We start from the raw sequence: 26,107 nt of genomic DNA on the forward strand, positions 1-26,107 counted from the left end.
GTACCTGCGATCGGCCCGGCGTATCGAGTATCTCAGGTCCCTTGTATATGAGCGCCGCTCTGCGGCACGCTTGGCCCTCTGACGGACGTGAGGTGCGATGGGACGGGGGCCCTCATGATCGAGATGGTGGAACGAGAGCGGGAGATCGCGGAGCTGACCGATCTGCTCCACGGCGCCCGCGCCGGACGCGGCGGGGTCGCGCTGGTCTGCGGCGCCGTCGCGCTGGGCAAGAGCGCCCTGCTCGACGCCTTCGCCGGCCTGGCCGCCGACACCGGCACGCTGACGCTGACCGCCACCGCCGCCGAGGCGGAGAACGGCCTGTCGCTCGGCGTGCTGGCGCAGCTGGTGCTGGGCGCGCGGGTCGAGGAGGAGGAGCGCCGGTTCCTGGACACGCTGATCACCCACGGCGCCAAGGAACTCGACGCGGTCTGCGCCGGGGTGAGCTCCCGCCGGGATCCGGAGTCCCGGGGCGCGCCGGATCCCGGCGGGGGAGGGCACCCGGCCGGCTTCGCAGAGCCCGGACACGCCCCGGACCGGGTCCGGCTCTCCGCGGTCTGCGCCCGGGTGGCCGACCGGTTCTGCCAGCGGCTGGTGGCGATCTCCGAACGGGTGCCGCTGGTGCTGGTGGTCGACGACGCGCACCACGCCGACGCCGCGTCGCTGTCCTGCCTGGAGTACCTGGTCCGGCGGATCCGGCACACCAGGATCGCGCTGGTGCTCGGCCACGGCGACGACATCGGCCCCACCGACTCCACCTTCCGGCTCAATGTCCTGCGACAGCCGCACAGCCGCGTCATCGAACTCGCGCCGCTCACCCGCACCGGGGTGGCGGCGCTGCTTCGTGACCGGCTCGGCGCCGACCTCGGGGCCGGCCTGGACGCCGGGGCCGTGGAGCGGGTCGCCGCCGAGTGCTTCGACGCCGGCGGCGGGAACCCGCTGCTGACCGTCGGCCTGGTCGCCGACCAGCGCGAGGCCGCCCGCCGGACCCCCGGCGAGCCGGAGCCCGAGGACGCCCCCGGCGCCGCGCGGATCGGGGACGGCTACGCGCGGGCCGTCCGGTCGTGCCTGCGGCGCACCTCCCCGGTGCTGCTGAAGGTGGCGCGCGGCATCGCAGTACTCGACGACATCAGCGGCCTGGAGCACCTGCTGTGCCTGGAGCCCGCGGTGGCCTCGGCCACTCTGCGCTCGCTGGAGCGGGCCGGACTGGTGCGCCAGGGGCGGTTCCGCCACCCCGCGGCCCGCGCCGCCGTCCTGGCCGGCCTGACCCGGGACGAGCACGCCCGGCTGCACGCCAAGGCCGCGGACATCGCGCACGCCGCCGGACGGCCGAACGCCGAGATCGCCGGCCACCTGCGGGCGGCCGGCCGGACCACGACGCCGTGGGCGGTCCCGGTCCTGGAGGACGCCGCGCGGGCCGCGCTGGCCGACGGCCGCGCGGTCGCCGCGATCGGCTACCTGCACCTGGCCCGGGCCGCGTGCGACGACGAGGACGTCCGGCTGCGGCTGACCACGCTGCTGGTCCGGGCCGAGTGGCGGCTGAGCCCGGCCGTGCCGTCGCAGTACCTTGACGAACTGCTGGAGGCGCTGGAGTCCGGCGGGCTCGCGGTCTCCGACGCCACGCTGCTGACCCGGGTCCTGCTCTGGCACGGCCGCACCGAGGACACCCTGCGGGTCTTCAAACGCTGGTCCGGAGGAGACCTCAAGGCCGACCCGGAGGCAGCCGCCGACCTGCACATCACGCGGGCGTGGCTGCGTTCGTCGTTCACGCCGCTGTTGCAGCACCTGCCCGAGGCCGCGCCCGAGCCGCCGGCGAAGCCCGGAGCGCACCCGGCGGCCACCCTCGGCACCACCGACCTGCGCCATCGCCTCGGCGCATCCACCGCCCTGGACCAGGTGCTGACCACCGGACCCTCGCACCACGTGTTCGAGGAGGCCGAACGGGTGCTGCGCCGCTCGGCGCCGTCCGGCGTCGGCATGGACGCCCTGGAGTCGGCGCTGTTGGCCCTGGTCTACGGCGAGCAGTCGGCCCGCGCCGCCTCCTGGTGCGACAAGCTCCTGGCCGCCGCCGACCGCCACGAGTCGCCGAGCCACCGGGCCCGGCTGCTGGCCCTGCGCGCCGAGATCAGCGTCCGCCAGGGCGACCTGCCCGCCGCCGAGCGCCACGCCCGCGACGGCCTGGCCCTGATCCCGGCCGCCAACTGGGGCGTGACCCTCGGCGCCTGCTTCGCCAGCCTGCTGACCGCCCTGACCGACATGGGCCGCCACGAGGACGCCGCCGAACTGCTCTCCCGCCCGGTCCCGCCGGCGATGCTGGGCAGCCGCTACGGACTGCACTACATCAGGGCCCGTGGACGCCACTTCCTGGCCACCGACGACCCCCGCAGTGCCCTGACGGACTTCCTGGCCTGCGGCGACCTGATGCGCACCTGGCAGATCGACGTCCCGGGCCTGCTGCCCTGGCGCACCGACGCCGCCGAGGCCCTGCTCGCCACCGGCGCCGTCGACCAGGCCCGCGAGCTCCTCGAACGGCAGCTCGAACTCTGCGACCGCAAGACCCACCCGCGCGCCCACGGCGAAGCCCTGCGCGTCCTGGCCGCCACCCACGAACTCCACCTGCGCCCGATGCTCCTGCGCACAGCGGCCGAGGCCCTCAAGGAAGGCGAGGACCGCTACCTCCTCGCCCGCGCCCTCTGCGACCTGACCACCGCCTACCTGCAACTCGGCGAGACCCGCCGCGCACAGGTGATCGCGCGCCAAGCCCTGAGCATCGCCCAGGCCTGCCAAGCCGAGACCGTCGCCACCCGCCTGGCCCAGGACGCCGGCCTGACCGACCCCGAGCCCCCACCCACGCCGTCCGCGGCCGTCCTCAGCGACGCCGAACGTCGCGTCGCCGACCTGGTGGTCCACGGCCTGACCAACCGCGAGATCGCCAAGCGGCTCTACATAACGGTCAGCACCGTCGAGCAGCACCTGACGCACACCTACCGCAAACTAGGCGTGGCAGGCCGAGCCGACCTGGCCGTCGTCGGCTCCCGCAACGGCGGAGTACCGGCCCTGACCTGACTCAGGGCACAGACTTGATCCGCCCCACCGCCAGCGCGCCCAGCACCAGAATCCCCGCCACGCCGAAAAAGAGCGTGGGATAGCCGCCGCCATAGGCCACCAACGGCGCAGCCACTGCGGGCGCCAACGCCTGAGCCCCCGCACTGGCCACACTGATCACCCCGAGATCCTTGGCGCGCCCCTCCGCGGTCGGCAGCACCTGCGTCACCAACGCCTGATCCACCGACAGGTAGATGCCGAACCCCAGCCCCAACACCACCGCCGCGGCAATCGTCACATGCCACGTCGGCCACACCGCCAGCATCACCGCCGGCACCACCATCACCATCGCCGACACCGCCACCGGCCCCCGCCGCCGCCCCAACCGGTCCGACACCACCCCCGCGACCACCGCCGTAGCGATAGCCACCACGCTGTAGACCACCAGCAGCAGCGCCAGCCCGTCCTCCGCCTTCTGCCCCGGAAACAGCACGCTGTAGTGAATGCGATCGCGCAAGAAATACAACAGGTACAGAATCGCCGCCGACTCCGCCAGGATGATCAAAAACCGCGTCAACCACGCCCACCCGAAATCCGGATTCCGCCTCGGACTCACCCAGAACGACCGCACAAACCCCCGCCACTCGACCACCGGCCGATCCCCGGCCACCAACGGCTCATCATGCGAAGCCACCACAAACGGCAACGCCAACAACACCACCGGCCCAGCCAACGCGACATACCCGGCATTACCCGGCACCACCTTACTGACCAGCACCACCGACAAAATGACCCCCACCGTGGTCGGAATCCCAATACATCCCGAAACCAACCCCCGCTGCTCCACCGGCACCCGATCCGGCACCCCCGCCGCCAACCCCGCCTGCATCGCATTGAGCGAAGCCTGCACCAAACACCACGCCACCATGATCCCCCCAACCGTATGCTGCGCACTCAACAACACCAACGCCCCCGCACTGGCCACCGCCCCCACCAACGTCCACGGATGCCGCCGCCCAAACCGCCCCACCGTCACATCCGACAAAGCCCCCGCCACCGGCTGCGTAACAGTAGCCACCAAAGCCCCCACCCCCGACACCCACGCAAAAGCCACCACCTTGTGCCCAGCCCCCACCGCCGCCTCAACCTGATTGGGCAACAACACCGCCAACGGCCCGAAATAAGCCATGAACAACCCCAAATTCCCCAACGCGATCCCAGTGATCCACGACCACCCCACCCGCTCCACAGGCTCCGCCCACACCTGCGAAACACTCTCCACCCCGTCCCCCCACCCTCGGCCAACCACTCGCACAATCATCCACGCGCCAAGCAACGCCCGCGCCCACAGCGCTTAATGTTCACCCAAGACCCCAGCCGGACACCGACTTTCAGCCAACAGCAGCACCGGCCGAACCGCCGCAGGCCCGCGCAGCAAGGAAACGCGAGCTGCCGAGGCTCGAACCGGCGGCCGGATGCTCAGAGCACGAACGAGCGAACCTCCGGGACTCGGACCCGCAGCCGGAAGCCCAGAGCGCGAACGAGCGAACCTCCGGGACTCGGACCCGCAGCCGGAAGCCCAGAGCGCGAAAGTAAAAACGCCTCGGGACTCGGACCGGCAGCGGCACGCCCAGAGCACCGAATCACGAACTCGGACCGGCGGCCGGAAGCCCAGCGCTCAAAAGCAAAAAGGCCCCCGGATTCGGACCGGCAGCGGCACGCCCAGAGCACCAAATCATGAACTCGGACCGGCGGCCGGAAGCCCAGCGCTCAAAGGCAAAATCGCCCCGGGACTCGAACCGGCGGCCGGAAGCTGAGCATCAGACCCAGCAGCCCCGTGATTGTCAGTCCCCTGCCTGGGTTTTTGGTTCGTTCCCCTCGGTCACGTCGGCAGGGCTTTGCCTACAGTGCCGCCGACCGGGTGTCAAGTTCATGCATCGGCAACAGCAAGGCAATGGTCAAAAAGGTGACGGCATGGACTTTACACCCGGGCGGCGGCGCTGTACCCGTAGGGCTGCCGACGGGACCGAGGGGAACGAACCCCCACCTCACCAACCGCCAGCGCAGGGACTAGCAGCTACCCCCCTATGGAGCCGGCGCCAGTTCCCCGAGGGATCCGAGGCCCCCGCCGGAGGCGCCTGCTTTGCCCAGCTTTTCCCAGCTTTTGACTTTCTTGACCACCCCCGAACCTTGATCAAAAACCCACCCCACCCCTAAACCCTCACCCGCACCCCATACCTCCCAACCCACTCGTTGACCTGCAACAAATACGACAACCCAATAGCCGGCGTCACCGCAGTAATCGGCCCCGGCAGAGCCTCACCCCCACCAGCGTCCGCCATCACCGCCCTCCGCACCCGCTCCCGATCCAACAGCTCAAAAACCGGCGCATCCGCATCCGCCACCATCTCCAACACCAACTCCCGCATCCGCTCCACATGGGCATCCGCCCTGCTCACCGGATACGCACTCTTCGGTCGCTGAACAACCTCCCGCGGCAACAGATCCGCGCACGCCTCCCTCAACAGCGCCTTCGGCATGGCCTTCCCCTTCACCACCCCCGGCACGTTGAACAAATACTCCGCCAGCCGATGATCAGCGAACGGCACCCGCACCTCCAACCCCAACGCAGAGCTCATCCGATCCTGCCGATCCAACAACCCCGGCAACCACCGCGTCACCCCCAAGTGGAAAACCTCTCGCTCCCTCCTCCGCTCCGCCGACTCCCCAAGCACATACGAAACCTCCCCCAAAGCCTCGTGGTACCGATCCGCCTCATACCTCTCCGGCTCAATCGCCCGCCGAATGTCCTCATGCAGCAGAACCTCAGGCTGCCGCCGCCCATACATCCACGGAAACGAAGAGTGCCCCACATACCCAGGATCGTTCTGCCACAAGTACCCCCCGAACACCTCATCAGCGGCCTCACCCGACAGCACAACCTTGCAGTGGTCCCGCACCGCCTGGAACAGCACATGCATAGTCGTGTCCAGATCCCCCCACCCCGGCAGATCCCGCGCAGCCAGCCCAACATCCCGCAACTCCACAAGCGCATCCACACTCACACCCGCGACCACATGCTTCAACCCCAGCCGCTCCGCCACCAACGCCGCGAACGGCTCATCATCCGACGGCCGCCAAACATCAGCCCCCGCCCCTCCACCCGCACCCGCCGTCGACCCTCCACTCGCCCCCGCCCCCGCCCCACCAGTCCCCGGCGGCCGCACCGAAAAGGCAACAAACTCACCAGTCAACAACTCCCGAGCCGCCAACGCCGTAACAACACTCGAATCAATCCCACCCGACAACAACGCCCCCACCGGCACATCAGCAACCACCTCATGCCGAACGATGTCATCCAACAGCGCCCGAACATCACGGCACCCAGCCCCGAAATCCCGAACATCCTCCCCAGCCTCAAGCCGCCAATACGAGGTCTCCCTCAACCCCACCTCATCAACAACGACAACACACCCCGGCCGCACCTCCCGCACTCCTCGAAAAGTCCCATGCCCAGGCGTCCGAGCCCGCGGCACCGCCATCAACTCCGCAATCCCCTCAGCATCCACCTCCGCAACCATCCCCGGATGCGCAAGCAACGCCTTCGGCTCCGATCCGAAAACAACCCCACTCCCACTCCCACCCCCAAACCCACCCCCAACCCGCGCGTAATACAAAGGCTTGATCCCCACCCGATCCCGCACCAACACCAACCGCCGCACCCGCTGATCCCAAATCGCGAACGCATACATCCCCACCAACCGCGACGCGAACTCAACACCCCACTGCAAATAAGCAGTCAACAACACCTCAGTATCCGAACGCGTCGCAAACGACCACCCCAACCCCGCCAACTCGGCCCGCAACTCCTTGAAGTTATAGATCTCCCCACTAAAAACAACCACCACCTCACCCCGCACCATAGGCTGCTTCCCACCCTCAATATCAATAACAGCCAACCGACTATGCCCCAACGCCGCGCACCCCCCAACCCACACCTCCTCCGCATCCGGCCCACGCGGCGCAAGCGTCCGCGTCATCCCCCTCACAACGTGAGCAGCCTCCCCACCGCCCCCAAAGTCCCGCTCCCAATCCACCCAACCCGCAATCCCACACATCGTCAGATCCTCCTAGTCATGTCATCGACGTACCTCAACGAGAAGGGCAACGCACGATCCACATAATCCAAATCATGCGCCCCGACCCGCTCGTGATACTCCACCTCGAACCCGGCCCCCCGCAGCCGCCCCACGGTCCGCCGATTCATCTCCAGGATCCGCGGATAATCCTGCTCTCCCACATCCGCATAAACGCAAAGCCCACCAGCAGAAGCAGCCCCGCCCCCCTCCCCAAAACCCTCAATCAACGCCCCCACCTCATACCGCCCCCGCACCTCACTCCCCACCGGCCCCCAAACCCGCTCATGCGCCACCACCGAAGGAATCATGAAATCCCGCTCCTCCCGCAACCCCGCATACGGATCCCCCACCCGCGCCGGCGCCTCGAACGCCCCCGCATGACTCACCACCACCCCGAACAACCCCGGATACCGCAACGCCTGCATCAGAGCACTGGCTCCCCCCATCGAGAACCCCCCGATCGCCCGCACCCCGTGCCGCAAATGCACCGCATAGTTCTCATCCACGAACGGCACCAACTCCCTTACCAGGTAGTCCTCGTACCGCCACCCCCGATGATCGTTGATGAACCACCGCCGCCCGCTCTCCGGCAGCACCACCACCAGATCCAACCCCCGCAGATGCTCCACCAACCGCGTCCGGCTCAACCACGTCGACCGACTCCCACCGAACCCGTGCAACAACACCAGAACAGCAGCCTTACTCCCACCCGCCGTACACGTCGCCGGCACCAACACATCAACCCGCTTCACGCACCCCAACGCCGAACTCGCCCACGCCCACGTCTCCAACGTGTGCGTCCCCAACTCCTCCTTGCGCTCCAACGTCTTCATGCGAGCGCTGCCATCGCCAGCGACCGGCGGTCGATCTTGCCGGTCGACGTGTACATCAGCGACGCCACGATCTCGATCTTCTCGGGCACCATATAAGTAGGCAGATATTCCCGGCAGTGCCGACGAAGCGTGCGCTCATCAGGCTCCTCTCCCGCTCCGACGCTGCGCACCGTCACAAACGCCACCAGCCTTATTGCTCCACCTTCACCCCCACTCCCACTCCCACCCCCAACCCCACCCTCCTGCGCAACAACACACACCGCCTCCGCCACATCACCCCGCCGCTCCAACACCGCCTCAATCTCACCCAACTCAATCCGATGCCCCTTGACCTTCACCATCGTGTCCTTACGACTGACGTAGACCAGCCGCCCATCCTCCAACTCCCTCACCACATCCCCAGTCCGATAGAAAACCCCACCCTCAGTCCGCACCAAACTCGCATCCGTCTTAGCCGGATCATTCCAATACCCCTGCATCACCGACGACCCCCCAATACACAACTCCCCATCGACAACCACCGCCGTCGCATACGGACACGGCAACCCGATCGGCGGAACACTCGGCGCATCCTCACCCAAATCAGCAGCCTCAACCCGATGAAACGTACAAACATTCGTCTCAGTCGGACCATACAAGTTATACAAAGCACTCCCAGCCGGCACGACCTCTCGCAGAGCCCTCAAATGCCGAACCGGATACTCCTCACCCGCAAACGCGATCAGCCGCAGCCTGCTCTCATACAACTCACTCCCACCCACCGCCTCAACCATCCGCCGCAACGCACTAGGCACCGAGTACCACACAGAAATCCCCTGCTCAACCACAAACCGCACCAACCCCGCCCCCAACCCGACCCAACTGTCCGGCACCAACGCCACCGACCCACCGCACGCCACAGCCCCGAAAACATCCAGAATCGACAAATCAAAGTGCAACGGCGCATGACTCGACAGCACATCATCCGCCGTCAACTCAAACTCCTCCACCGCCCAATCCACAAACGCCCGCGCATTCTCATGCGTCAGCACCACACCCTTCGGCGTCCCCGTCGACCCCGACGTATACAGAATGTACGCAACATCACTCGGCGCCGTCGGAACATACACCAACGGCAATCCCGCGTTCCTTGCAACCACCTCCTCCCACTGCTCCCCAACACAGAGCACTGAAACCCGCTCCATCAACTCCGGCGCACACTCCCGCAGACTCTCCGCCCGCTCCGGCGTAGTAATCAGCCACGACGCCGCACAGTCCTCCAACACCGCAGCCGCCCGCCGCGGCGGCCCCGTCGGATCGATCGGCACATACGCGCCACCACTCCGCAGCACCGCATAAATAGCCGCGATCGCCTCGACCGACTTGTTCAGCCAGATCCCGACCTGCTGCCGCCCCGCGAACAGCCGCCCCGCGAACAACCGCGCCACACAACTGCTGATCTCGTCGAGCTCCCCATACCCGACCTGCCGTTGCTGGTGCCGTTGCCGCTCCACAACCGCGATAGCCTCCGGGTCCCGCCGCACCGCCGCTTCCAGTAGCGCGGTCAACGTCCCCTCGATACCTGCGACACCCAGTTCCTCGTGCCCAGATACGGTCGCCACCTCTGTCACGACTTCACCTCAATCCCAACTTCCCAGCGATGACCTCGCGCTGCATGTCAGAAGTACCGGAGGAGATCCTGGTCCCCAGGGCGTCGCGCAAGCGCCGCTCGATCCCGGCGTCCTCGGTGTATCCCAAAGCGCCGAAGATCTGTATAGCGTCATCGAACGTGGCCACAGCCGCCTCACTGACGTGCAGCTTCGCCATCTCCGGAAGGAACGACGGCGCATCCCGCGGCTGCTCCAACCCCGCCCCCAACTCCCAAGCCGCCGCCCGCACCAGCCCCCGCGACGTCTCCAACCGATGCCGCATCTCCACAATCCGATGCGTCACCGCCTGATAAGCACTGATCCGCCGCCCGAACTGCCGCCGCGTCCGAGCCCGCTCGACGCACTCCTCGATCTGCCGCTCCATCGCCCCCAGCAACGGCGCCAATATCAGGGTCCGCTCCCAGGCCATGACCACACCGAAGATCTCCGAGCCCTGCTTCTCAGCCCCCAGCAGCGCCTCCGGCCCGACCTCGCACTGCTCCAACACCACCTGGCCCCACGGACACGACTCCAGCCCCGCCTTCCGCAACTCGGTCTCCACCCGCAGCCCGGGATTGTCCCGTTCCACCAAGAACGCCGTCACCCCGGTGAACCCCAACTCCCGGCCGAGCGTCGCGTATACCAGGAAGACATCCGCCTCCGGCGCGTTCGTCACGAACCGCTTCCGCCCGTTGAGCACATATCCACCGCCATCACGCCGCCGCCGCGCCACCGCGCTCATGGCCAGCGCATCCGACCCGGACTCGGCCTCCGTGATCGCGTGCGCCCCGACCAGCCGCCCCTCAGCCAACCCGGGCAGATAATCACGCCGCTGTTGCTCGCTCCCATACCGCAACAGCGGAACCTCCACCGCCCACAAGTGCGCCCCGGCCCGCACCAGCAGCCCGATGTCGCGGCATCCGTACCCCAGGCCCTCAAGCCCATAAGCACAGCTCAGCGGCGACAACCCGAGCCCGCCGTACTCCTCCGGGACCGGCAGCGCCATCACCTGGGCGTTCGCCAGCGTCTTCCAGTCAGCGCCGTCCTCGGGCTGGCAGCTTCGCATCCGATCATGCAGCGCCACCTCCTCCGGGCTCCATGCGAGATCCATATCAGTTCCCTCACACCCGAGCCGGTTCAAGCTTCGCCAGCGCCCGCTCCACGTCCTCATCGGCCGCCGAGTCGGACTCCAGCAGCCCACTGAGGTACTTGTCGTACGAAGCGAGGTCCATCAGCCCGTGCCCGCTCAGGTTGAACAGGATGCTCTCGGCCTTCCCGGTCTCTCGCGCCCGCACCGCCCGCTCGATCACATGCGCGATCGCGTGCGCCGACTCCGGTGCCGGAATCAGCTGCTCGGCCCGTGCGAACGTGACGCCGGCCTCGAACACCTGGCTCTGCCCCAGCGCGACCGCGTCGATGAGCCCTTCGTGATACATCCAGCTGATCACCGGCGCCGCGCCGTGATACCGCAGCCCGCCGGCATGAATCGGCGACGGGATGAACGTATGACCGAGCGTGTACATCTTCGACATCGGCGTATTGCCGAGCGCGTCGTGGTGGTCCCACATATAGACGCCCCGCGTCAGCTTCGGGCAGCTCCGAGGCTCGACGGCGACCAGCCGCGTCGGCCGGCCGGTGATCTGCGACTGCTGATAGAACGGCATGGCGATCCCGGCGAAGTTGCTCCCCGCCCCGAGCGCCGCCACGACGGTGTCCGGGTAGTCGCCGAGTGCCTGCATCTGCGCGACCGCCTCCTGCCCGATGACGGTCTGGTGCAGCAGGACGTGGTTGTCGCCGCTGCCCGCCGAATAGCGGATGCCCTCGCCCTCCTGGGCGATCTCGTGCGCCTCGGAGCTGGCGACCGAGAGGCTGCCCGGACAGTCGGGGTCCTCGGCCAGGATCGACCGCCCCGCCTCGGTCGTGAGGCTCGGGCTCGGCAGCACCTGCGCGCCGTTGAGCTCCATGAGGATCCGGCGCTGTGGCTTCTGCTCGTAGCTGCACCGCACCATATAGACGATGCATTCCAAGCCGTAGGCAGCGCAGGCCATTGACAGCGCCGTGCCCCACTGCCCGGCGCCGGTCCCGGTGACCAGGCCCCGCACACCGGCCTTCTTGTAGTAATAGGCCTGCGCGACAGCGGAGTTCAGCTTGTGACTGCCCGAGGGGCTCGCGGCCTCGCACTTGTAGTAGATCCGCGCCGGAGTGTTCAGCAGCCGTTCCAGCCGGTGCGCCCGCACCAGCGGCGTCGGTCGCCAGCGTTCGTACTGGGCCCGGACCGCGGGCGGGATCTCGATGAACGGCTCCTTGCTCACGCTCTGCCGGTAGATCGACAGCGGCAGCTGCGGCCGGATGCCGTGCGTGCCGACCTGGAGCGCGGGGCGCCGCTCCTCGGCGACGTAGCCGGCCAGGTCGGCGACCACGTTGTACCAGTGCGTCGGGACGTTCACGGGGCCGCTCATGCCAGGCTCGGATCCGCGACGAGGCCGGCCGCCGCCAGCTGCCCCAGCACCAGGTCGACCAGGCTGCCGACGTCGACCAGGTCCGCGGTCATCACGGCCTCGTCGTCGATCTCGCAGGAGAACGCCTTCTCCAGCGCGGCGATCAGGCGCAGGAGCGTCAGCGAGTCCAGGCTGATCGGCGTGGAGTAGAGCGGGCTGCGGTCCTCGACGTCCTCGGCGTCCATGTCGATGTCGAGAAGGTCGACGAGGACCTGCTTCACGCGGATGGAGATGGGGTCTGACATGGGTTCCTCCGTGAGCTCACACGACGAGTGCGGCAGGGTTGGCCGAGTCGGCCGGGTCGGCCGGGTCGATGGGGAAGGCGGCAGCGGCGGCGCCGGCGACAGCGATAGCGACAGTGGCGTATTCGGCAGCGGCAGTCTTGTCAGAAACGGCGGCGGCAGTCGTCTCGGCCGCCTCCCTCCGCACGACGAACGCGACCAGCCGTCCCCGGTGCTCCGTCACCACCGCCTGCGCGACCTCGGGATGCGATTGCAGGACCGACTCCACCTCGCCCGGCTCCACCCGGTAGCCGCGGACCTTGATCTGGTGGTCGGTGCGGCCGACGACGACCAGGCGGCCGTCGGGCAGCAGGCGGCCGAGGTCGCCGGTGCGGTAGCGGCGTCCGGCCGGGTGCTCGATGAAGCGTTCGGCGGTCTGGGCCGGGTCGCCGAGGTAGCCCTCGGCCAGCCCGACGCCGGTGATGTGGACCTCGCCGAGCTCGCCCGGCGCCACCTCGGCGCCCGCCGCGTCCAGCACGAGGATCCCGGTGCCGGCGATGGCCGGCCCGACGGTGATCGGCTCCCCGGCGCGCAGCTCCCCGCCGGTGCACCAGACCGCCGCCTCGGTGGGGCCGTACTCGTTGTAGAGCAGCGACGACGTCTGCGCCCGGAAGTGGTCCGCGACGAGCTGTTCGGGGCAGGGCTCGCCGGCGACCACGACCACCGCCGGACCGCGGGCCGGGCCGACCAGACGTTGCAGGGCGCTGTGATAGTGCGAGGGGGTCATCGCGGTGTGCGAGACGGCGTCGGTGCCGTCGAGCATGGCGTCGACGGCGGTCATGATGCCGTCGAGCGAGGGCGGTGCGAACGCGACGGTGCCGCCGTCGGCCAGGGCCCACCAGGTGCAGCCGATCGCGGCGTCGAAGGTCAGCTGCCAGATCATCAGGAACTTGCGAACCGGGTCGGGGTAGACGCCGACCTTGGCGCGCGTGGTGCCGATGATGGCGCGGTGCGAGACCACGACGCCTTTGGGCTCGCCGGTCGATCCGGAGGTGAAGACGATGTAGGCGACGTCGTCGGCGGAGGTGGAACGCGGCGGACGCCGCGAGTCACGGTCGGCGATCCGCACACTGTGATGCAACGGCGCGAGCGCCGCCAGATCCGGATACCGCGGCCCGGTGGTCAGAACCGCCGCGGCCTGGGTACGCGCGGCCAGCCGCCGCAGGCGGTCCAGCGGCGCTTCCGGGTCGATCGGGGCGTAGACCGCTCCGGCCTTGTAGACGGCGAGCTGTGCGACCAGGGACGCACAGCCGCGGTGGAACGCGCAGAGGACAGTTCGTCCACTGACAGGAGTGCCCGTCAGCTCCCAGGCCACCCGGTTCGCGGCCTCGTCCAGCTCCCGGTACGTCAGCGAGCCGTCCTCCCCGCTGACCGCCACGGCCTCCGGATCCCGCTCGGCCCGCTCCTCGAACAGGTCGGCCAGGGTGCTGATCATCGGCTCAGTCCTGCCCCGCGCCGTGCGCCGCCAGGCCGCGGACGCTGAGCGGCCGCATGTCCGTCCAGACCTCCGCGATGCGGGTCAGGCAGGCGTCCTTGGCGCCCTCGAAGCCCTCGGCGCGCCAGCCCGCCGGGATCGGGCGGTCGGCGGGCCAGATCGAATACTGCTCCTCGTCGTTGAGCACGACGATCTGCTTGTCCATGGTCGCCTCCGGAAGGGGCCGGGAGACGCGGGGCGCCGCGTCTCCCGATCGGTGATCAATCATCAGTACTCTGCGATCAGGGTTCTGTCATCAGTGGTCGGCGTTCGGCGTTCGGCATTCCGCGGTGGCGCCGGGTCAGCCGGCGATCTTCACGGCCTCGACGAGGATGTGGTAGCCCAGGTAGTTGAAGGGCGGCACGTCGCCGAGGTTGCGCTCCAGGCTGCGCACCACACCCGCGACGGCGTTGTCGGCCAGCACCTCGTCGGCCAGCCAGGCCGAGATCGGGGAGTTGCCACGCAGGTGGGTCATGACCAGCCCGGCTTCGGCGAACAGGGCCTTCAGCTCGTGCGGGCTGAAGCTGTGCCAGATCGCCGTCAGGTCCTCGCCGCCGCGGGTGTTGGTGAACAGCAGCTGCCCGCCCTCGACATCGGTGATGTCGACCGAGGCGAACCGGTCGCCCTTGAAGAACTGCTCGAACAAGCTGTTCTTCACACAGATCACCAGCCGGCCGCCGGGCCGCAGCACCCGCGCCACCTCCGAGAAGACCCGGCCGCGGTCGGACAGCGGGATGTGCATCAGGGCCAGCATGCTGGTCACCACGTCGAACGAGTCGTCCTCGAACGGCAGCGCGGCCATGTCGCCCTCGTAGAGGTCCGCGACCAGGCCCTGCTCGGCCAGCTTGCCCTGCGTGACGTCGAGCATCGCCCGCGAGATGTCCAGGCCGGAGACGATCGCGCCGGCCTCGGCCATCGGGACGGTGAAGCGCCCGGTCCCGCAGCCCATGTCCAGCACCTTCTGCCCGGCGCGGACCTTGCTCAGCACGAACTCGTGCTCGGACGCGGTGAAACCCTCGTCCGACGGCCCCACACCCGGGATGCGCTCGTCGTACTCCTCGGCGATCTTCTGATACACCGAGCGCACGAGGACCTTCTGCTCCTCGGCGGTGTCGGTCGGCGCGGTCTCCAGGATGGTCACAGCATTCCCCAATCGTTATGACAGTGCATGGATGTTGTCCGATGGTGCGATGGTGGTCTCGGGAGTCCCAGGAGTCTTGCTGGGCTCGGCGGTCTCGGTGCTTCCGGAGGGCTCGGCGTCCCCGTCGCCTCCGCCGTCGCGGCGGGCCAGCCGGGCGAGGACCAGGGCGGCGGGAACCAGCAGGGGAGCGCCGGCCAGCGCGAAGCACCAGCGCAGCGACAGATGAGTGAGGACCAGGCCGATTCCCGCGGCCCCGGCCGCGTTCCCGGCGTTGAACGCGCTGTTGACCCAGGCGCTGGCCTCGGTGCCGCGCCCGATCGCGCCCAGCTCGCCGCTGATCAGGTAGGCGGTGGTGAGGATCGGCGAGATCAGCAGGCCGACGACGGCGGCCGCGAGGACGAACAGCACCATGGTCCCGGCGTGTCCGGCCGCCGCGCAGAACAGCCCGAGCGCGACCGCGAGCACCGGCAGCCGTGCCCGCAGGCTCCAGCGCCAGCTCCGGGCGCCGTAGAGCAGTCCGCCGACCGCGCTGCCCGCCGCCATCGCGGCGGTCACCCACGACACTTCGGCGGTACTGCCGTGCGCCCCGGCGAACGCCACCACGAGCAGGTCCAGAGCTCCCAGGCAGAGGCCGAGTCCGCCGGTGACCAGGACCGGATCGATCAACCCGGTTCCGGCCCAGAGACTACGGCTGGCAGAAGCGGCTGCCGCGTCAGGAGAATCAGAGTCCGGATCCGCAGCCGGATCAGTGTTCGCCGCCGCCGGTGACGAGGCCAGGAACACGGTCCCGCCCAACAGGAGCGCCGCACTGAACGCGACACCCAGCGCGGGTTTGTTGAAGGCTGTGAAGATACCTGCCAGCAAGGGCCCCAGGACGTAGAGCAGCTCCTCGCCGACCGCGTCCAGCGAGTAAGCACGCTGCAACAGCTGTTCGTCGGGAACGAGGCGGGCCCACAGCGTCCGCATGAAAGCGCCCAGCGGAGGCACGCATCCGCCAGCCGCGGCGGCCAGTACCCACAACGCGAACCGATGCGCCCCCGACTGCCATCCGACGACCGCGATGCCGGCCAGCAGCGCCGAGCACAGCCCGGCCATGGGCAGCAAGACCCGTCGAGCCTCGTGGCGGTCGACCAGGCGGGCCCGATACGGCGCCAGCACCGAACTGGTCAGGCCGAACAGGGCCAGTGCCGCGCCGGCGGCCGAGTAGGAGCCCGTGGACCGGCTGACCGTCAGCACCAGCGCGAGGAACACGACGCCGTACGCCAGCCGTCCGACCAGCGCCGCCGCGAACGTCGAAAGCGCGTGCGGGACGGCCAGGACGGCCCGGTACGACGTTTTGCCGGCCTCGCTCATCGGCGATCCGCCCCCAGCCCGGTTCCCGGACCGAGCGCGGTTCCCGCATCCAGCCCGGTCCCGGTCTCCTCGATCAGATCGCAGATCGCGTGGATGCCGCGCAGCAGCCGGTCCTCCGGCTCGGCGCCGACCGAGACGCGCAGGAACCGGTCGCACGACTGCCCGTACGCGAGCCCTGCGACGACGCTGACGCGATACCGCCGCAGCAGCTCGTCGGCGAACTCGGTCGACGACAGCCGCGAGGAGCCCAGCGACGGGAACAGATAGAACGTGCTGTCCCCGGGCAGGCACGCCACACCCCGCGCCGCGAACGCCTCCGCCATCCGGGCCCGCAGTCCCACCATGCGGCGGATCTGCGGCCGGGTGCGGGCCAGCACCGTCTCGAAGTTCTCCGCGAGGTAGTGGCACAGGATCGTCGGCGCGCACGTGATCATGTGCTGCTGCAACTTCATCAGCTGGCTGATGAGCTGCCGTTCGGCGATCACGTAGCCGATCCGCCAGCCGGAGATGCCGAAGTTCTTCGACATCGAGTTGCACACGATGGTGTGCTCCTTGCCCGGGTCGAACGTCCCGGTGCCGGCGCAGGGGGCGTCGTCGGGCACGAACTCGCTGTAGACCTCGTCGGCGATCAGCGCCAGGCCGTGCTCGTCGGCCAGTTCGTGCAGCCGCAGCAGCTCCGCCGCCGACATCCGCCGGCCGGTGGGGTTGTGCGGGTTGTTGACGATCACCGCCCGGGTGCGCGGCGTGATCAGGGCCGCGAGGTCCTCCACCGTGCCGTCCCACGGCACCGCCACCGGCACGCCCCGGCACAGCCGCACCTGGTCGTGGTAGCTGACCCACATCGGCTCCGGGACGATCACCTCCTGGCCCGGTTCGACCAGCGCCAGCAGTGTCATGTAGAGCGCTGATTTGGACCCGGCGGTGACCATGATCTCGCCGTCCGGGTCCACCGGCGTGCCCGAGGTCTGCTCGTGGTACTTGGCCAGCTTCTCCCGCAGCAGCTGCACCCCGAGGCTGTGCGAGTACCGGTGCGCGTCCGGGCCCAGCTCGTCCAGCGTCGGCATCGGGATGTCGAACAGGGCCTCGCCGAGCGAGAGCGTGATGACGTCGGCGCCGGCCGCCTTCAGCTCGTAGACGCGGTTGTTCTGCTTGATCGACGCCGCCTGCGAGACGTCGTCGAGCAGCGTGGAGTGGCGCAGCGGCGCCAGGGCGGTGGCCGTCGCTCCCCGGCCGGTCACAGGACCCGCACCTGCCCTTCGCCCCACACCACGTTCTTCACGCAGGTCAGGGACTCCAGTCCCATCGGCCCGCGGGCGTGCAGCTTCTGCGTGGACACGCCGATCTCAACGCCGTAGCCGAACTCGCCGCCGTCGGAGTAGCGGGTGGAGGTGTTGACGAAGACGCTGCCGGAGTCCACCGAGCGGGCGAACCGGCGGGCCACGGCGATGTCCTGCGCGACGATGCCGTCGGCGTTGCCGGTGCCGTAGCGGTCGATGTGGTCCAGCGCCTGCTCGAAGTCGTCGACGACCCGCACGGCCAGGATCAGGTCCAGGTACTCCGTGGACCAGTCGGCCTCGACTGCCTCGACGGCCTTCGGCCAGGCATGCCGCGTCCGTTCGTCGCCGCGGATCTCCACGCCGAGCGCGGACAGCTCGTCCAGCGCGTCCGGCAGCCAGGTCTGCGCGAGGTCCTGGTGGACCAGCAGCGTCTCCATGGCGTTGCACACGCTGGGCCGCGACGTCTTCGCGTTGACGACGATGCTCGTGGCCATCGCCGGGTCGGCGGAGGCGTCGACGTAGGTGTGGCAGTTCCCGTCGCCGTCGATCACCGTGGGGACTTTGGCGTTCTCCCGGACGAGGTCGATCAGCCCGGGGCCGCCGCGCGGGACGACCAGGTCCACGTAGTCCTTCGCGTGCAGGAGTTCGAGCACCGCGTCCCGCGAGGTGTCGGCGATGAGCTGCACCGAGTCGGTGGGCACCTCGTCCTGCTCGGAGAGCACCTGCCCGATCACCGCGGCGATGGCGGCGTTGCTGTACTTGGCGATCGACGAGCCGCGCAGCACGGCGGCGTTGCCGGACTTCAGGCACAGCGCCGCGACGTCGGCGGTGACGTTCGGCCGGGCCTCGTAGACCACGGCCACCACGCCGAGCGGCTCGCGCACCTGCTCGATCAGCAGGCCGTTGGGCCGGGTCCGCCCGCCGGGGACGGCCCCGACCGGGTCCGGCAGGTCGACGATGGTCCGGATGGCCTGCACCATGCCGGAGATCCGCTTGTCGGTCAGGGTGAGCCGGTCGACGAGGGTGTCCGAGGTGCCGGCCTGCCGGGCGGCGGCGACGTCCAGGGCGTTGGCCGCCTTCAGGTGCTCGCGCTCGGCGTCGATGGCGGAGGCGAACCGCTCCAGCACACGGTCCTTGACCGCGGTCGGGGTCAGGCGCAGCCGTCGGGCCGCGGCTGCGGCACCGCGGCATTGGTCGGTGACGGTCATCAGGAGGCCTCCAGGAAGCTGACGTATTCGGATGGGTGGACGACCGTCTCGCCGCCGGCACCGGGGCCCAGCGAGCTGTGGCGGTGGCGGGTGCGGCCCCGGGCGAGCACTTCGCCGCCGGGTACGGCGAGGTCGACGACGTCGCCTTCCGCGAACCGGCCCTCGGTCCGGACCACGGCGTCGCAGGGTATTGACGCCACGGCGGCGATCAGCTGCCGGGTGTCGGGCCGGCATGTCAGCGTTCCGGTGGGCGGGTCGGCGAACGCGCGCCACAGCTGTTCGAGGTCGTGGTCGGCGAGCGCCGCGCGCGGATGGACGACGGTGCCCACGGGCTCGCCGCGCAGCAGCCGCGTCAGGGCGTTCGGCTCCCGCGCGCCGACGATCGCGGCGCTGACGCCGGCCGTGGTCGCGATCCAGACGGCGCCCAGCTTGGTGACCATGCCGCCGGTGCCGAGGCCGACGGTGCCAGAGCCGCCGGCCAGATCGCCGGCCAGAATGCCGGCCAGATCGCCGGCCTGAACGCTGGCAAGGCCGCCAGCCTGAACGCCGTCAGCAGATCCGGGCACCCCGGCCCGGTCCGTCACCCCGGCCAACCGCTCGACCTCCACGCTCATGCCCTTGATCTCGGGGATGAGCCGGGCGCCGGGGTCGACGCGCGGATCGCCGTCGTAGAGCCCTGGGACGTCGGTCAGCAGCACCAGCAACCGCGCATGCAGCAGAGCACTGATCAGCGCGGCGAGGATGTCGTTGTTCCGTACCCGGACCGCGTCGTTCTCGTTGACCACCGGGATCACACCGCTGTCGAGCGCGTGGTCGAGGGTCGCGGCGACACCGGGACGGTGCCTGGGGTCGACGAGGTCGATCGGCGTGAGCAGGAACTGCGCCGCCGTCAGACCGTAGTGGGCCAGGCGCGTGCGCAGCGCGTCGTACAGCGGCCCCTGGCCGATGGCCGCGGCGAGCGAACGGCTCTCGGTCCCCGCGGCGTTGCCGAGCGCGATGGCGCCGGAGGCCACCAGCACCGGCCGGTACCCGATCCGCACGAGCTCCGCGACCGACGCGACCAACGCGGCGGCCTTGTCCGGGTCCACCCGGCCGTCGGAGACCAGCGAGGACGTGCCGATCTTGACGACGATCCGGTCCGGGCGCGGGGCACTGGGCATCACCGCTCACCGCCTTCCGGACGAGGACACGGACACGGACACGGTCGCAGGCAGCGGGCCCAGGTGATACACGAACCGGCGCGGGATCAGCTCGTCGGGCAGTCCGCCGGCTCCCAGCGCCTGCTCCAGCGAGGCGGTCAACGCTCGCTCCAGCTGCGGAGCCAGGACCCTGCGAAGGGCGCCGTCCCGCGAAGGCTGGTGCGCGGGTCCGGCCGCCGTGGCCGTGGGGCGCGTGAGCGGTGTGCCGAGCCGGTAGTGAGTCGGACGGTCGCCGGGCAGGAATGTGACGTCGACGGTGCCGTCGGCGTCGCCGTGTCCCCAGCTGACACGGGTCGTCCAGCCGTGGCGCGCGCCGAGCTGCCACAACGCCTCGGGATCAAAGTCCTGCGAAGCCGTCGCGGCCTTGGAGCGTTCGCCGCCCGATCCGTACCCGTAGCCGTCCCGCACCTCCAGCGCCTCGGTGAGGCGCGCGTTGCCCAGGCGCCGGTAGCCGAACGGCACCGTCTCGGCCACGAGCCGCCGTTCGATGTCGGCGAGGTCCCTCGGCGGGTCCGCCTCCCACCACGTGTCGGTCGCCTCAGCGGGGCAACCGGCGTGCAGGATCACGTCGTACCGGAACAGCGACATCTCGTTGACTGCGACACCGCGCCGGGGCGCGATCTCGACGGCGCTGATCCGGTCGTCCCGCTCCACCAGCGCGGCGAAGAACAGCGGATCGACACTCAGTTCGCTGTCGGTCCGCAGCGCCCGGCCGATCGCGCTGCCGACCTCCGCCCGATCGGCGCCGGCGCCCTGCCGCCGCTGCTCGCGCAGGCTCAGGAACGCTTCCAGCAGCGCGCTGTTGCGCAGGTCGCCCAGGAAGATGTGGCCGCCGGGTTCGAGGACTGACACCGCCTCGTCGAGGAAACGGTGCAGGTAGGCGAGGGACGGGAAGTACTGGGCCACCGAGTTGAGCACGATCGTGTCGTGGGCGCCCGGCACGACGGTGGGCGCCTCGATTGCCTCGGCCTGGTGGATCACCACCTCGGTCGGCACTCCGGCCTGCTGGAGCTGCGCGGCGGCCCGGCCGAGCGGCTCGACCGCCGAGTCGGCATAGTCCGTCGCCACATAGCGCTCCGGCTCCGCCCGCCGGCACAGCGGCCCCACCAGCAGACCCGTTCCGGCGCCGACTTCGAGGACCCGCGACGGCCCGAGCGCCAGCACCCGCTGAACCGTCGCCTCGACCCACTCGCGCATGTCGTCCGCCGGAATGTTCGACTGCGTGAAGCTGTCGACCCAGCCCTGCAACGCAGGGTCCTCATCCTCGTCGGCGGCCTCCGGCACATATGTGGTCTCGAAGACGAACCGCCAGGAGTCCATGAAGTCCTCGAAGTCCTCGGCGTTGATCCGCTCCTCCGGGACCAGGTGCGCGACCAGCTCGCGGCGGCCCGACTTGTCCACCCCGGCGGTGACGGCCGCGGAGCGGATCTGCGGGTGCGCCACCAGCGCCGCCTCGATCCGTCCGGCGGCGTCGTCCCCGGCCGGCACCGGCAGGCCCGGCCGCTCGCTCAGCTCGCGCAGCAGGAGGGCGTAGTCCTCGGCCAGGCGTGCCATCGCCTCCGGCTCGAACAGATCGGCGTCGTAGATGAGCTCCCCGGACAGCCCCTCGCCGCGCCGCATCAGGTCCAGCGACAGGTCGAACCGGCTGCTCGGGATGTCCAGCTGGAGGGACTCGGCGGTGACGCCCTCCACCCGGAACCCCTCGGCCCCGGCCTCCTCGAACAGCTGGCACGTGACCTGGATCAGAGGATTGAGACTGAGCTCCCGGTCCGGGTTCACCGCCTCGACGATCCGCTCGAACGGCACTTCCTGGTGCGCGTACGCGGCCAGCGCAGTGTCCCGCACCCGGTCCAGGAGTTCCTCGAACGGATGCTCGCCGCTCAGGTCCGCGCGCATCGGCAGGATGTTGACGAACAGCCCGACCAGGTCCTCCAGCTCCGACCTGGTCCGCCCGGCGACCGGCACGCCGACCAGCAGGTCGCGGTGGCCGGTCCAGCGCGCGAGCAGCACCTCGAAGCCCGCCAGCAGGGCCGTGAACAGAGTGGTGTTCCGATCGAGCGCGATCCGGGTCAGGTCCCGCGTTACGTCCGCGGCGATGGCGAACTGCACGGTGGCGCCCCGGCCGATCCGCACGGCGGGCCGCTCCCGCATGCCGGGCAGCGGAAGTTCGGCCGGGGCGTCGGCGAGCTGCTCGCGCCAATAGGCCAAGTGTTCGGCCAGCAGCGCCTGATGCTCGGCGCCGTGTTCCCAAGCCGCGTAGTCCTGGTACTGGATCGACGGCGCCGGCAGCCGCGGGGTCCGCCCGGCCAGCAGATCGCGGTAGTGCGCCGCGATCTCGGTCAGCAGAACCTTGACGGACCAGCCGTCGGCGACGATGTGGTGCGCGCCGAAGACGAGCAGATGCTCGTCGGTCCCGAGGGTGAGGACGGCCGCCTCGCACAGCGGTCCGGTCGCCAGGTCGTAGTCCCGGCCGCCGACGTCCTGCACGAAGTCCTCAGCACACTGCCATGCTTGGTCGGCCGGTAGTGCTGACAGGTCCAGGCAGGTCACGTCCCGGCCCCATTCGGGCGAGACGGTCTGCACCAGGTGGTCGCTGCCCAGCTCGTACTTGCTGCGCAGCACATCGTGCCGCGCCACCAGGACGCCGATCGCCGCGGCGAGCGTCGGCACGTCGAGCACTCCGCGCAGCCGCACGGCCTCGACCATGTTGTAGCCGGTGTCCCGCGGCGCCATTTGCTGCGTCAGCCACAACCGCTGCTGGGCCGAGGACACCCGCGACCGGCCGCCGTGCTCCAGCGCCGGAATGGGCCGGTCCTGCGTCGTGCGGTCGTCCAGCGCGGCGGCCAGCCCGGCCACCGTCGGATGCTCGAACAGGCTGCGCAACGACAGTTCGCGGCCCAGCCCCTCGCGGATCCGCGAGATCAGCTGGACGGCGTTCAGCGAGTGGCCGCCGAGCCGGAAGAAGTCGTCGAACCGGCCCACGGTGCCGATGCCGAGCACCGTCGCGAAGATCTCCGCCAGCGTGCCTTCCACCGCGCCGACCGGCGCGACGTACTCCTCCGAACGCAGTGACTCCGCGTCCGGCTCGGGCAGGTCCGTGGCGGCGACCTTCCCGCTGACGTTCCGGGGGATCTCCGCCACCTCCAGCACCGCCGTCGGCAGCATGTACTCGGGCAGCCGCTCGGCCAGGTGCTGCCGCAGATCGCTGCTGGGCAGCAGGTCGCGGGGCACGATGTAGCCGACCAGCCGCAGGTTGCCGCTGCCGTCCGGACGAGCCACGACCGCGGCGTCCTCGACCGCCGGATGGGTCAGCAGCGCGGACTCCACCTCGCCGAGATCGACCCGGTAGCCCCGGATCTTCACCTGGCCGTCGGCGCGCCCGACGAAATCCACCTGCCCGTCGGCGCGCAGGCGGCCGAGGTCGCCAGTCCGATACATGCGCGCGCCCGGCACCGCGCCGAACGGGTCCGGGACGAACGTCGTCGCGGTCTTCACCGGGTCGTTGAGGTAGCCCAGGGCCAGTTGCGGGCCGGTCAGGCAGATCTCCCCGACGACGCCCAGCGGCACCGGCCGCCCGGCCGCGTCGAGCAGCGCCACGGCGCAGTTGGCCATCGGGCGCCCGATCACCGGGCCGCTGTCGCCGGTCACCGGCGCGCCCAGCGCGTCCACGGTGAACTCGGTCGGCCCGTAGAGATTGAGCACCTTGACTTCGGGCAGCGCCGCGAACCGGGACCACAGCGACGGCCGCATGGCCTCGCCGCCGAGGACGAACCGGGACGGCGCCGGATCGGCGTCCAGCAGCCCCAGGCCGACCAGGTGCTCGGCGAAGGACGGGGTCGCCTCCAGCACGTCGATCTGTTGCGTGCGCAGGCCGGCGAGCAGAAGGTGCGCGTCGCGCGAGGTCTCGTCGTCGAAGACGTGCAGGAGGTTGCCGTCGACCATCCAGAGCAGCTGGTCCCAGCTCGCGTCGAACGCGATCGACATCGTGTAGGCCACGCGCAGACGCCGGCCTGCTTCAGCCGGGGCCATGGCCAGGTAGTGCCCGGCCCGGTGCGAGTGATAGAGGTTCGCCAGCGCGCCGTGCTGGACCACGACCCCCTTCGGAGTGGCGGTCGAGCCGGAGGTGAAGATGATGTAGGCGGGGTCCTGCGGCGCGGGAGCCGGGACTTCGTTCACTGACAGGCTAGCCGTAGCTGTAGCTGTAGCTGTAGCTGTAGCTGTAGCCGTAGCCAGGTCGACGATCGGCAGGCCGAGGAGCTCGGCGGCGGGACCGGTCAGATCGTCGGCGACCACCACCCGCACGGCCGCCTCCTCGGCCATCGCGTGCAGCCGTTCGAACGGGTTCGCCGGGTCCATCGGCACCAGCACCGCTCCGGCCCGCAGCACACCGAAGACGCCGACCGGGAGCAGCGCGGACCGGGTGGCCATCAGCGCGACCCGGTCGCCCCGCAGGACGCCGCGCGCCGCGAGGTCGGCGGCCAGCGCGTCGACCGCGTCACCGAGCTGCTGATAAGTGAGCTGCTGTTCGAAGTCCTCGATCGCGACGTCGTGCGGCCGCGCCTCGATCTGCGCACTCAGGGCACTGAGCACGGTCGCCCCGGCCGGAACCGCCACGGCCTCGCCCCGGCCCAACCGCTCCAACTGCCAGGCCTCCGCCGGGGACACCAGCGGCAGCTCGGACACGCGCCGTCGCGGGTCGTCGGTGGCGGCGTCGAGCAGGACCAGGAAGCGTTCGGCGAAACGGACGATCGTCTCCCGGTCGAACAACTCCTGGCTGTAGTTCAGCGACGCTCGCAGAGCCCTGCCGTCGCGGAACACGTCCAGCGCTAGGTCCAGGAAGGTCGAGGGCTGCGCTTCCTGGACCCGTTCGGCGGTCGTGCCCTCCAGTGCCAGCGCGCCGGCGAAGGCGTCGTCCAGGAACTGGAACATCACCTGCACCAGCGGGTTCACACCGAGGGTGCGGTCCGGGTTGGCCTGCTCGACGATGCGCTCGAACGGCAGCTCCCCGTACTCCTGGCCGTCCAGCACGCTCGCGCGGACCCGCGTCAGAAACTCCTCGAACGTCGGGTCGTCGCGCATGTCGCCGCGCAGCGGCAGGGTATTGACGAGCATGCCGACCAGCGACTCGGACCCCGCCTCGGTGCGGCCGCTCACGGGATAGCCCACGAGGACGTCGCGCTCGCCGCTCAACCGTGCGAGCAGGACGTGATAGACGGCCAGCAGCACGATCGACAGGCTCGACCGCGACGTCCGCGCCAGCTCCTCCAAACGCCGCGTCAGATCCTCGGGCACCGGGAACTCATGCACCCCGGCCGCCGGGAACGCAGTGGCCTGACGCGGTCGGTCGGCCGGAAGGGTCAGCACCGTCGGCGCACCGGCCAGGTGCCCGCCCCAATAGCGCAAGCAGTCTTCGATCCGTGCCTCGTCCAGCCACTCGCGCTCCCATGCGGCGTAGTCGCCGTACTGGAGCTCGGGCTCGGCGAGGGCCGTCGGCTCGTCCCGCAGGAAGCTGCGATACAGGCTCGCCAGCTCGGCCAACAGCAGGCCCATCGACCAGCCGTCGCAGACGATGTGATGCGCGGTGACCAGCACCTCGTGCCGATCGGGGCCGAGTTCGGCGACGTGCACGCGCAGCAGCGGCCCGGTCGTGAGATCGAACGGCTGCGCGAGGGCGGCTTGGCGGAACGCGGCGGCGGCCGCGGCCAGGCTTGCTTCATCCGGGCCTGATTCGCCCACGGCCGCGCCGAGCCGGACCCACTCGAACCCCGGCTGCGCCCCCGCGTCCCGCGGACCCTGGACCACTTGCCAGATCACGTCGTCGACCTGCTCGAACCGGGTCCGCAGCGCCTCGTGCCGGACGCACAGCTCACCGGCGGCGCGCGCCAGCGCGTCCGCGTCCAGCGGTCCGGTGACGGCGAAGATCTCGGTCACGTGGTACGCGGTCGCCTCCGGCTCCACCGCCTGAAGCAGCCACAGCCGCTGCTGGGCGAAGGTGGCCGCGTGTCGCTCTTGCTCCATCTCGGGCATCCTTCGG

At 69.9% G+C, this 26,107-nt stretch carries 16 protein-coding genes; 1 reads left to right on the forward strand and 15 read right to left on the reverse strand.

All coding sequences use genetic code 11. The features are described 5' to 3' along the window. Positions 1 to 114: 114 nt before the first annotated feature. On the forward strand, positions 115 to 3,063 hold the full coding sequence (locus tag ABD481_RS30480; RefSeq protein WP_344669253.1) for a helix-turn-helix transcriptional regulator: 2,949 nt from the start codon (positions 115 to 117) through the stop codon (positions 3,061 to 3,063). 1 nt (position 3,064) lies between these two features. Here the strand turns inward: ABD481_RS30480 and ABD481_RS30485 are convergent, their stop codons facing one another. The 15 genes from ABD481_RS30485 to ABD481_RS30560 form a co-directional block, all read right to left on the reverse strand. Continuing rightward, positions 3,065 to 4,324 (reverse strand): MFS transporter, encoded by a 1,260-nt coding sequence (locus tag ABD481_RS30485; protein ID WP_344669254.1) that lies wholly within the window; start codon positions 4,322 to 4,324, stop codon positions 3,065 to 3,067. A 931-nt stretch (positions 4,325 to 5,255) separates the two neighbouring features. Then, positions 5,256 to 7,160: an asparagine synthase (glutamine-hydrolyzing) gene (gene asnB, locus ABD481_RS30490; protein WP_344669255.1), complete on the reverse strand. Its 1,905-nt coding sequence runs from the start codon at positions 7,158 to 7,160 to the stop codon at positions 5,256 to 5,258. Between the two features lie 2 nt (positions 7,161 to 7,162). After that, positions 7,163 to 8,014 (reverse strand): alpha/beta hydrolase, encoded by an 852-nt coding sequence (locus ABD481_RS30495; protein ID WP_344669256.1) that lies wholly within the window; start codon positions 8,012 to 8,014, stop codon positions 7,163 to 7,165. Further along, positions 8,011 to 9,624, reverse strand: a complete 1,614-nt coding sequence (locus ABD481_RS30500) for an amino acid adenylation domain-containing protein (protein WP_344669257.1) — start codon at positions 9,622 to 9,624, stop codon at positions 8,011 to 8,013. Before ABD481_RS30500 ends, ABD481_RS30495 begins: the two co-directional genes overlap by 4 nt. Positions 9,625 to 9,628: 4 nt before the next feature. Then, complete coding sequence (locus ABD481_RS30505; protein WP_344669258.1) at positions 9,629 to 10,753, reverse strand: acyl-CoA dehydrogenase family protein; 1,125 nt, start codon at positions 10,751 to 10,753, stop codon at positions 9,629 to 9,631. A 10-nt stretch (positions 10,754 to 10,763) separates the two neighbouring features. Then, positions 10,764 to 12,101, reverse strand: a complete 1,338-nt coding sequence (locus ABD481_RS30510) for a TrpB-like pyridoxal phosphate-dependent enzyme (protein ID WP_344669259.1) — start codon at positions 12,099 to 12,101, stop codon at positions 10,764 to 10,766. Beyond that, positions 12,098 to 12,385 (reverse strand): acyl carrier protein, encoded by a 288-nt coding sequence (locus tag ABD481_RS30515; RefSeq protein WP_344669260.1) that lies wholly within the window; start codon positions 12,383 to 12,385, stop codon positions 12,098 to 12,100. The genes ABD481_RS30510 and ABD481_RS30515 overlap by 4 nt, the downstream gene beginning before the upstream one ends. A gap of 16 nt (positions 12,386 to 12,401) precedes the next feature. Then, on the reverse strand, positions 12,402 to 13,856 hold the full coding sequence (locus tag ABD481_RS30520; protein ID WP_344669261.1) for an amino acid adenylation domain-containing protein: 1,455 nt from the start codon (positions 13,854 to 13,856) through the stop codon (positions 12,402 to 12,404). 4 nt (positions 13,857 to 13,860) lie between these two features. Then, a complete protein-coding gene (locus ABD481_RS30525; RefSeq protein WP_425559326.1) occupies positions 13,861 to 14,061 on the reverse strand; it encodes an MbtH family protein in 201 nt (66 codons plus the stop codon). A gap of 135 nt (positions 14,062 to 14,196) precedes the next feature. After that, entirely contained in the window at positions 14,197 to 15,036 is an 840-nt protein-coding gene (locus tag ABD481_RS30535; protein ID WP_344669262.1) for a class I SAM-dependent methyltransferase, read from the reverse strand. Between the two features lie 15 nt (positions 15,037 to 15,051). Then, a complete protein-coding gene (locus tag ABD481_RS30540) occupies positions 15,052 to 16,389 on the reverse strand; it encodes an MFS transporter (protein WP_344669263.1) in 1,338 nt (445 codons plus the stop codon). After that, complete coding sequence (locus ABD481_RS30545) at positions 16,386 to 17,627, reverse strand: pyridoxal phosphate-dependent aminotransferase (protein WP_344669264.1); 1,242 nt, start codon at positions 17,625 to 17,627, stop codon at positions 16,386 to 16,388. Before ABD481_RS30545 ends, ABD481_RS30540 begins: the two co-directional genes overlap by 4 nt. Continuing rightward, positions 17,624 to 18,874 carry a glutamate-5-semialdehyde dehydrogenase gene (locus tag ABD481_RS30550; RefSeq protein WP_344669265.1) on the reverse strand — a complete coding sequence of 417 codons (1,251 nt, stop codon included), beginning with the start codon at positions 18,872 to 18,874 and terminating at the stop codon, positions 17,624 to 17,626. The genes ABD481_RS30545 and ABD481_RS30550 overlap by 4 nt, the downstream gene beginning before the upstream one ends. After that, entirely contained in the window at positions 18,874 to 20,034 is a 1,161-nt protein-coding gene (locus ABD481_RS30555) for an amino acid kinase family protein (RefSeq protein ID WP_344669266.1), read from the reverse strand. Before ABD481_RS30555 ends, ABD481_RS30550 begins: the two co-directional genes overlap by 1 nt. Before the next feature lie 6 nt (positions 20,035 to 20,040). Continuing rightward, on the reverse strand, positions 20,041 to 26,091 hold the full coding sequence (locus ABD481_RS30560; RefSeq protein WP_344669267.1) for an amino acid adenylation domain-containing protein: 6,051 nt from the start codon (positions 26,089 to 26,091) through the stop codon (positions 20,041 to 20,043). Positions 26,092 to 26,107: the final 16 nt, after the last annotated feature.

This window comes from Catenulispora yoronensis (assembly GCF_039531695.1).
In the GTDB taxonomy this organism is placed as follows: domain Bacteria; phylum Actinomycetota; class Actinomycetes; order Streptomycetales; family Catenulisporaceae; genus Catenulispora; species Catenulispora yoronensis.

What these genes read in the sequence shown, in the direction of transcription:
- ABD481_RS30480 (WP_344669253.1), top strand. Translation starts at nt 115, where the DNA reads ATGATCGAGATGGTGGAACGAGAGCGGGAGATCGCGGAGCTGACCGAT.
- asnB (WP_344669255.1), bottom strand. Translation starts at nt 7,160, where the DNA reads ATGTGTGGGATTGCGGGTTGGGTGGATTGGGAGCGGGACTTTGGGGGC.
- ABD481_RS30495 (WP_344669256.1), bottom strand. Translation starts at nt 8,014, where the DNA reads ATGAAGACGTTGGAGCGCAAGGAGGAGTTGGGGACGCACACGTTGGAG.
- ABD481_RS30505 (WP_344669258.1), bottom strand. Translation starts at nt 10,753, where the DNA reads ATGGATCTCGCATGGAGCCCGGAGGAGGTGGCGCTGCATGATCGGATG.
- ABD481_RS30510 (WP_344669259.1), bottom strand. Translation starts at nt 12,101, where the DNA reads ATGAGCGGCCCCGTGAACGTCCCGACGCACTGGTACAACGTGGTCGCC.
- ABD481_RS30515 (WP_344669260.1), bottom strand. Translation starts at nt 12,385, where the DNA reads ATGTCAGACCCCATCTCCATCCGCGTGAAGCAGGTCCTCGTCGACCTT.
- ABD481_RS30520 (WP_344669261.1), bottom strand. Translation starts at nt 13,856, where the DNA reads ATGATCAGCACCCTGGCCGACCTGTTCGAGGAGCGGGCCGAGCGGGAT.
- ABD481_RS30525 (WP_425559326.1), bottom strand. Translation starts at nt 14,061, where the DNA reads ATGGACAAGCAGATCGTCGTGCTCAACGACGAGGAGCAGTATTCGATC.
- ABD481_RS30540 (WP_344669263.1), bottom strand. Translation starts at nt 16,389, where the DNA reads ATGAGCGAGGCCGGCAAAACGTCGTACCGGGCCGTCCTGGCCGTCCCG.
- ABD481_RS30550 (WP_344669265.1), bottom strand. Translation starts at nt 18,874, where the DNA reads ATGACCGTCACCGACCAATGCCGCGGTGCCGCAGCCGCGGCCCGACGG.
- ABD481_RS30555 (WP_344669266.1), bottom strand. Translation starts at nt 20,034, where the DNA reads ATGCCCAGTGCCCCGCGCCCGGACCGGATCGTCGTCAAGATCGGCACG.
- ABD481_RS30560 (WP_344669267.1), bottom strand. Translation starts at nt 26,091, where the DNA reads ATGGAGCAAGAGCGACACGCGGCCACCTTCGCCCAGCAGCGGCTGTGG.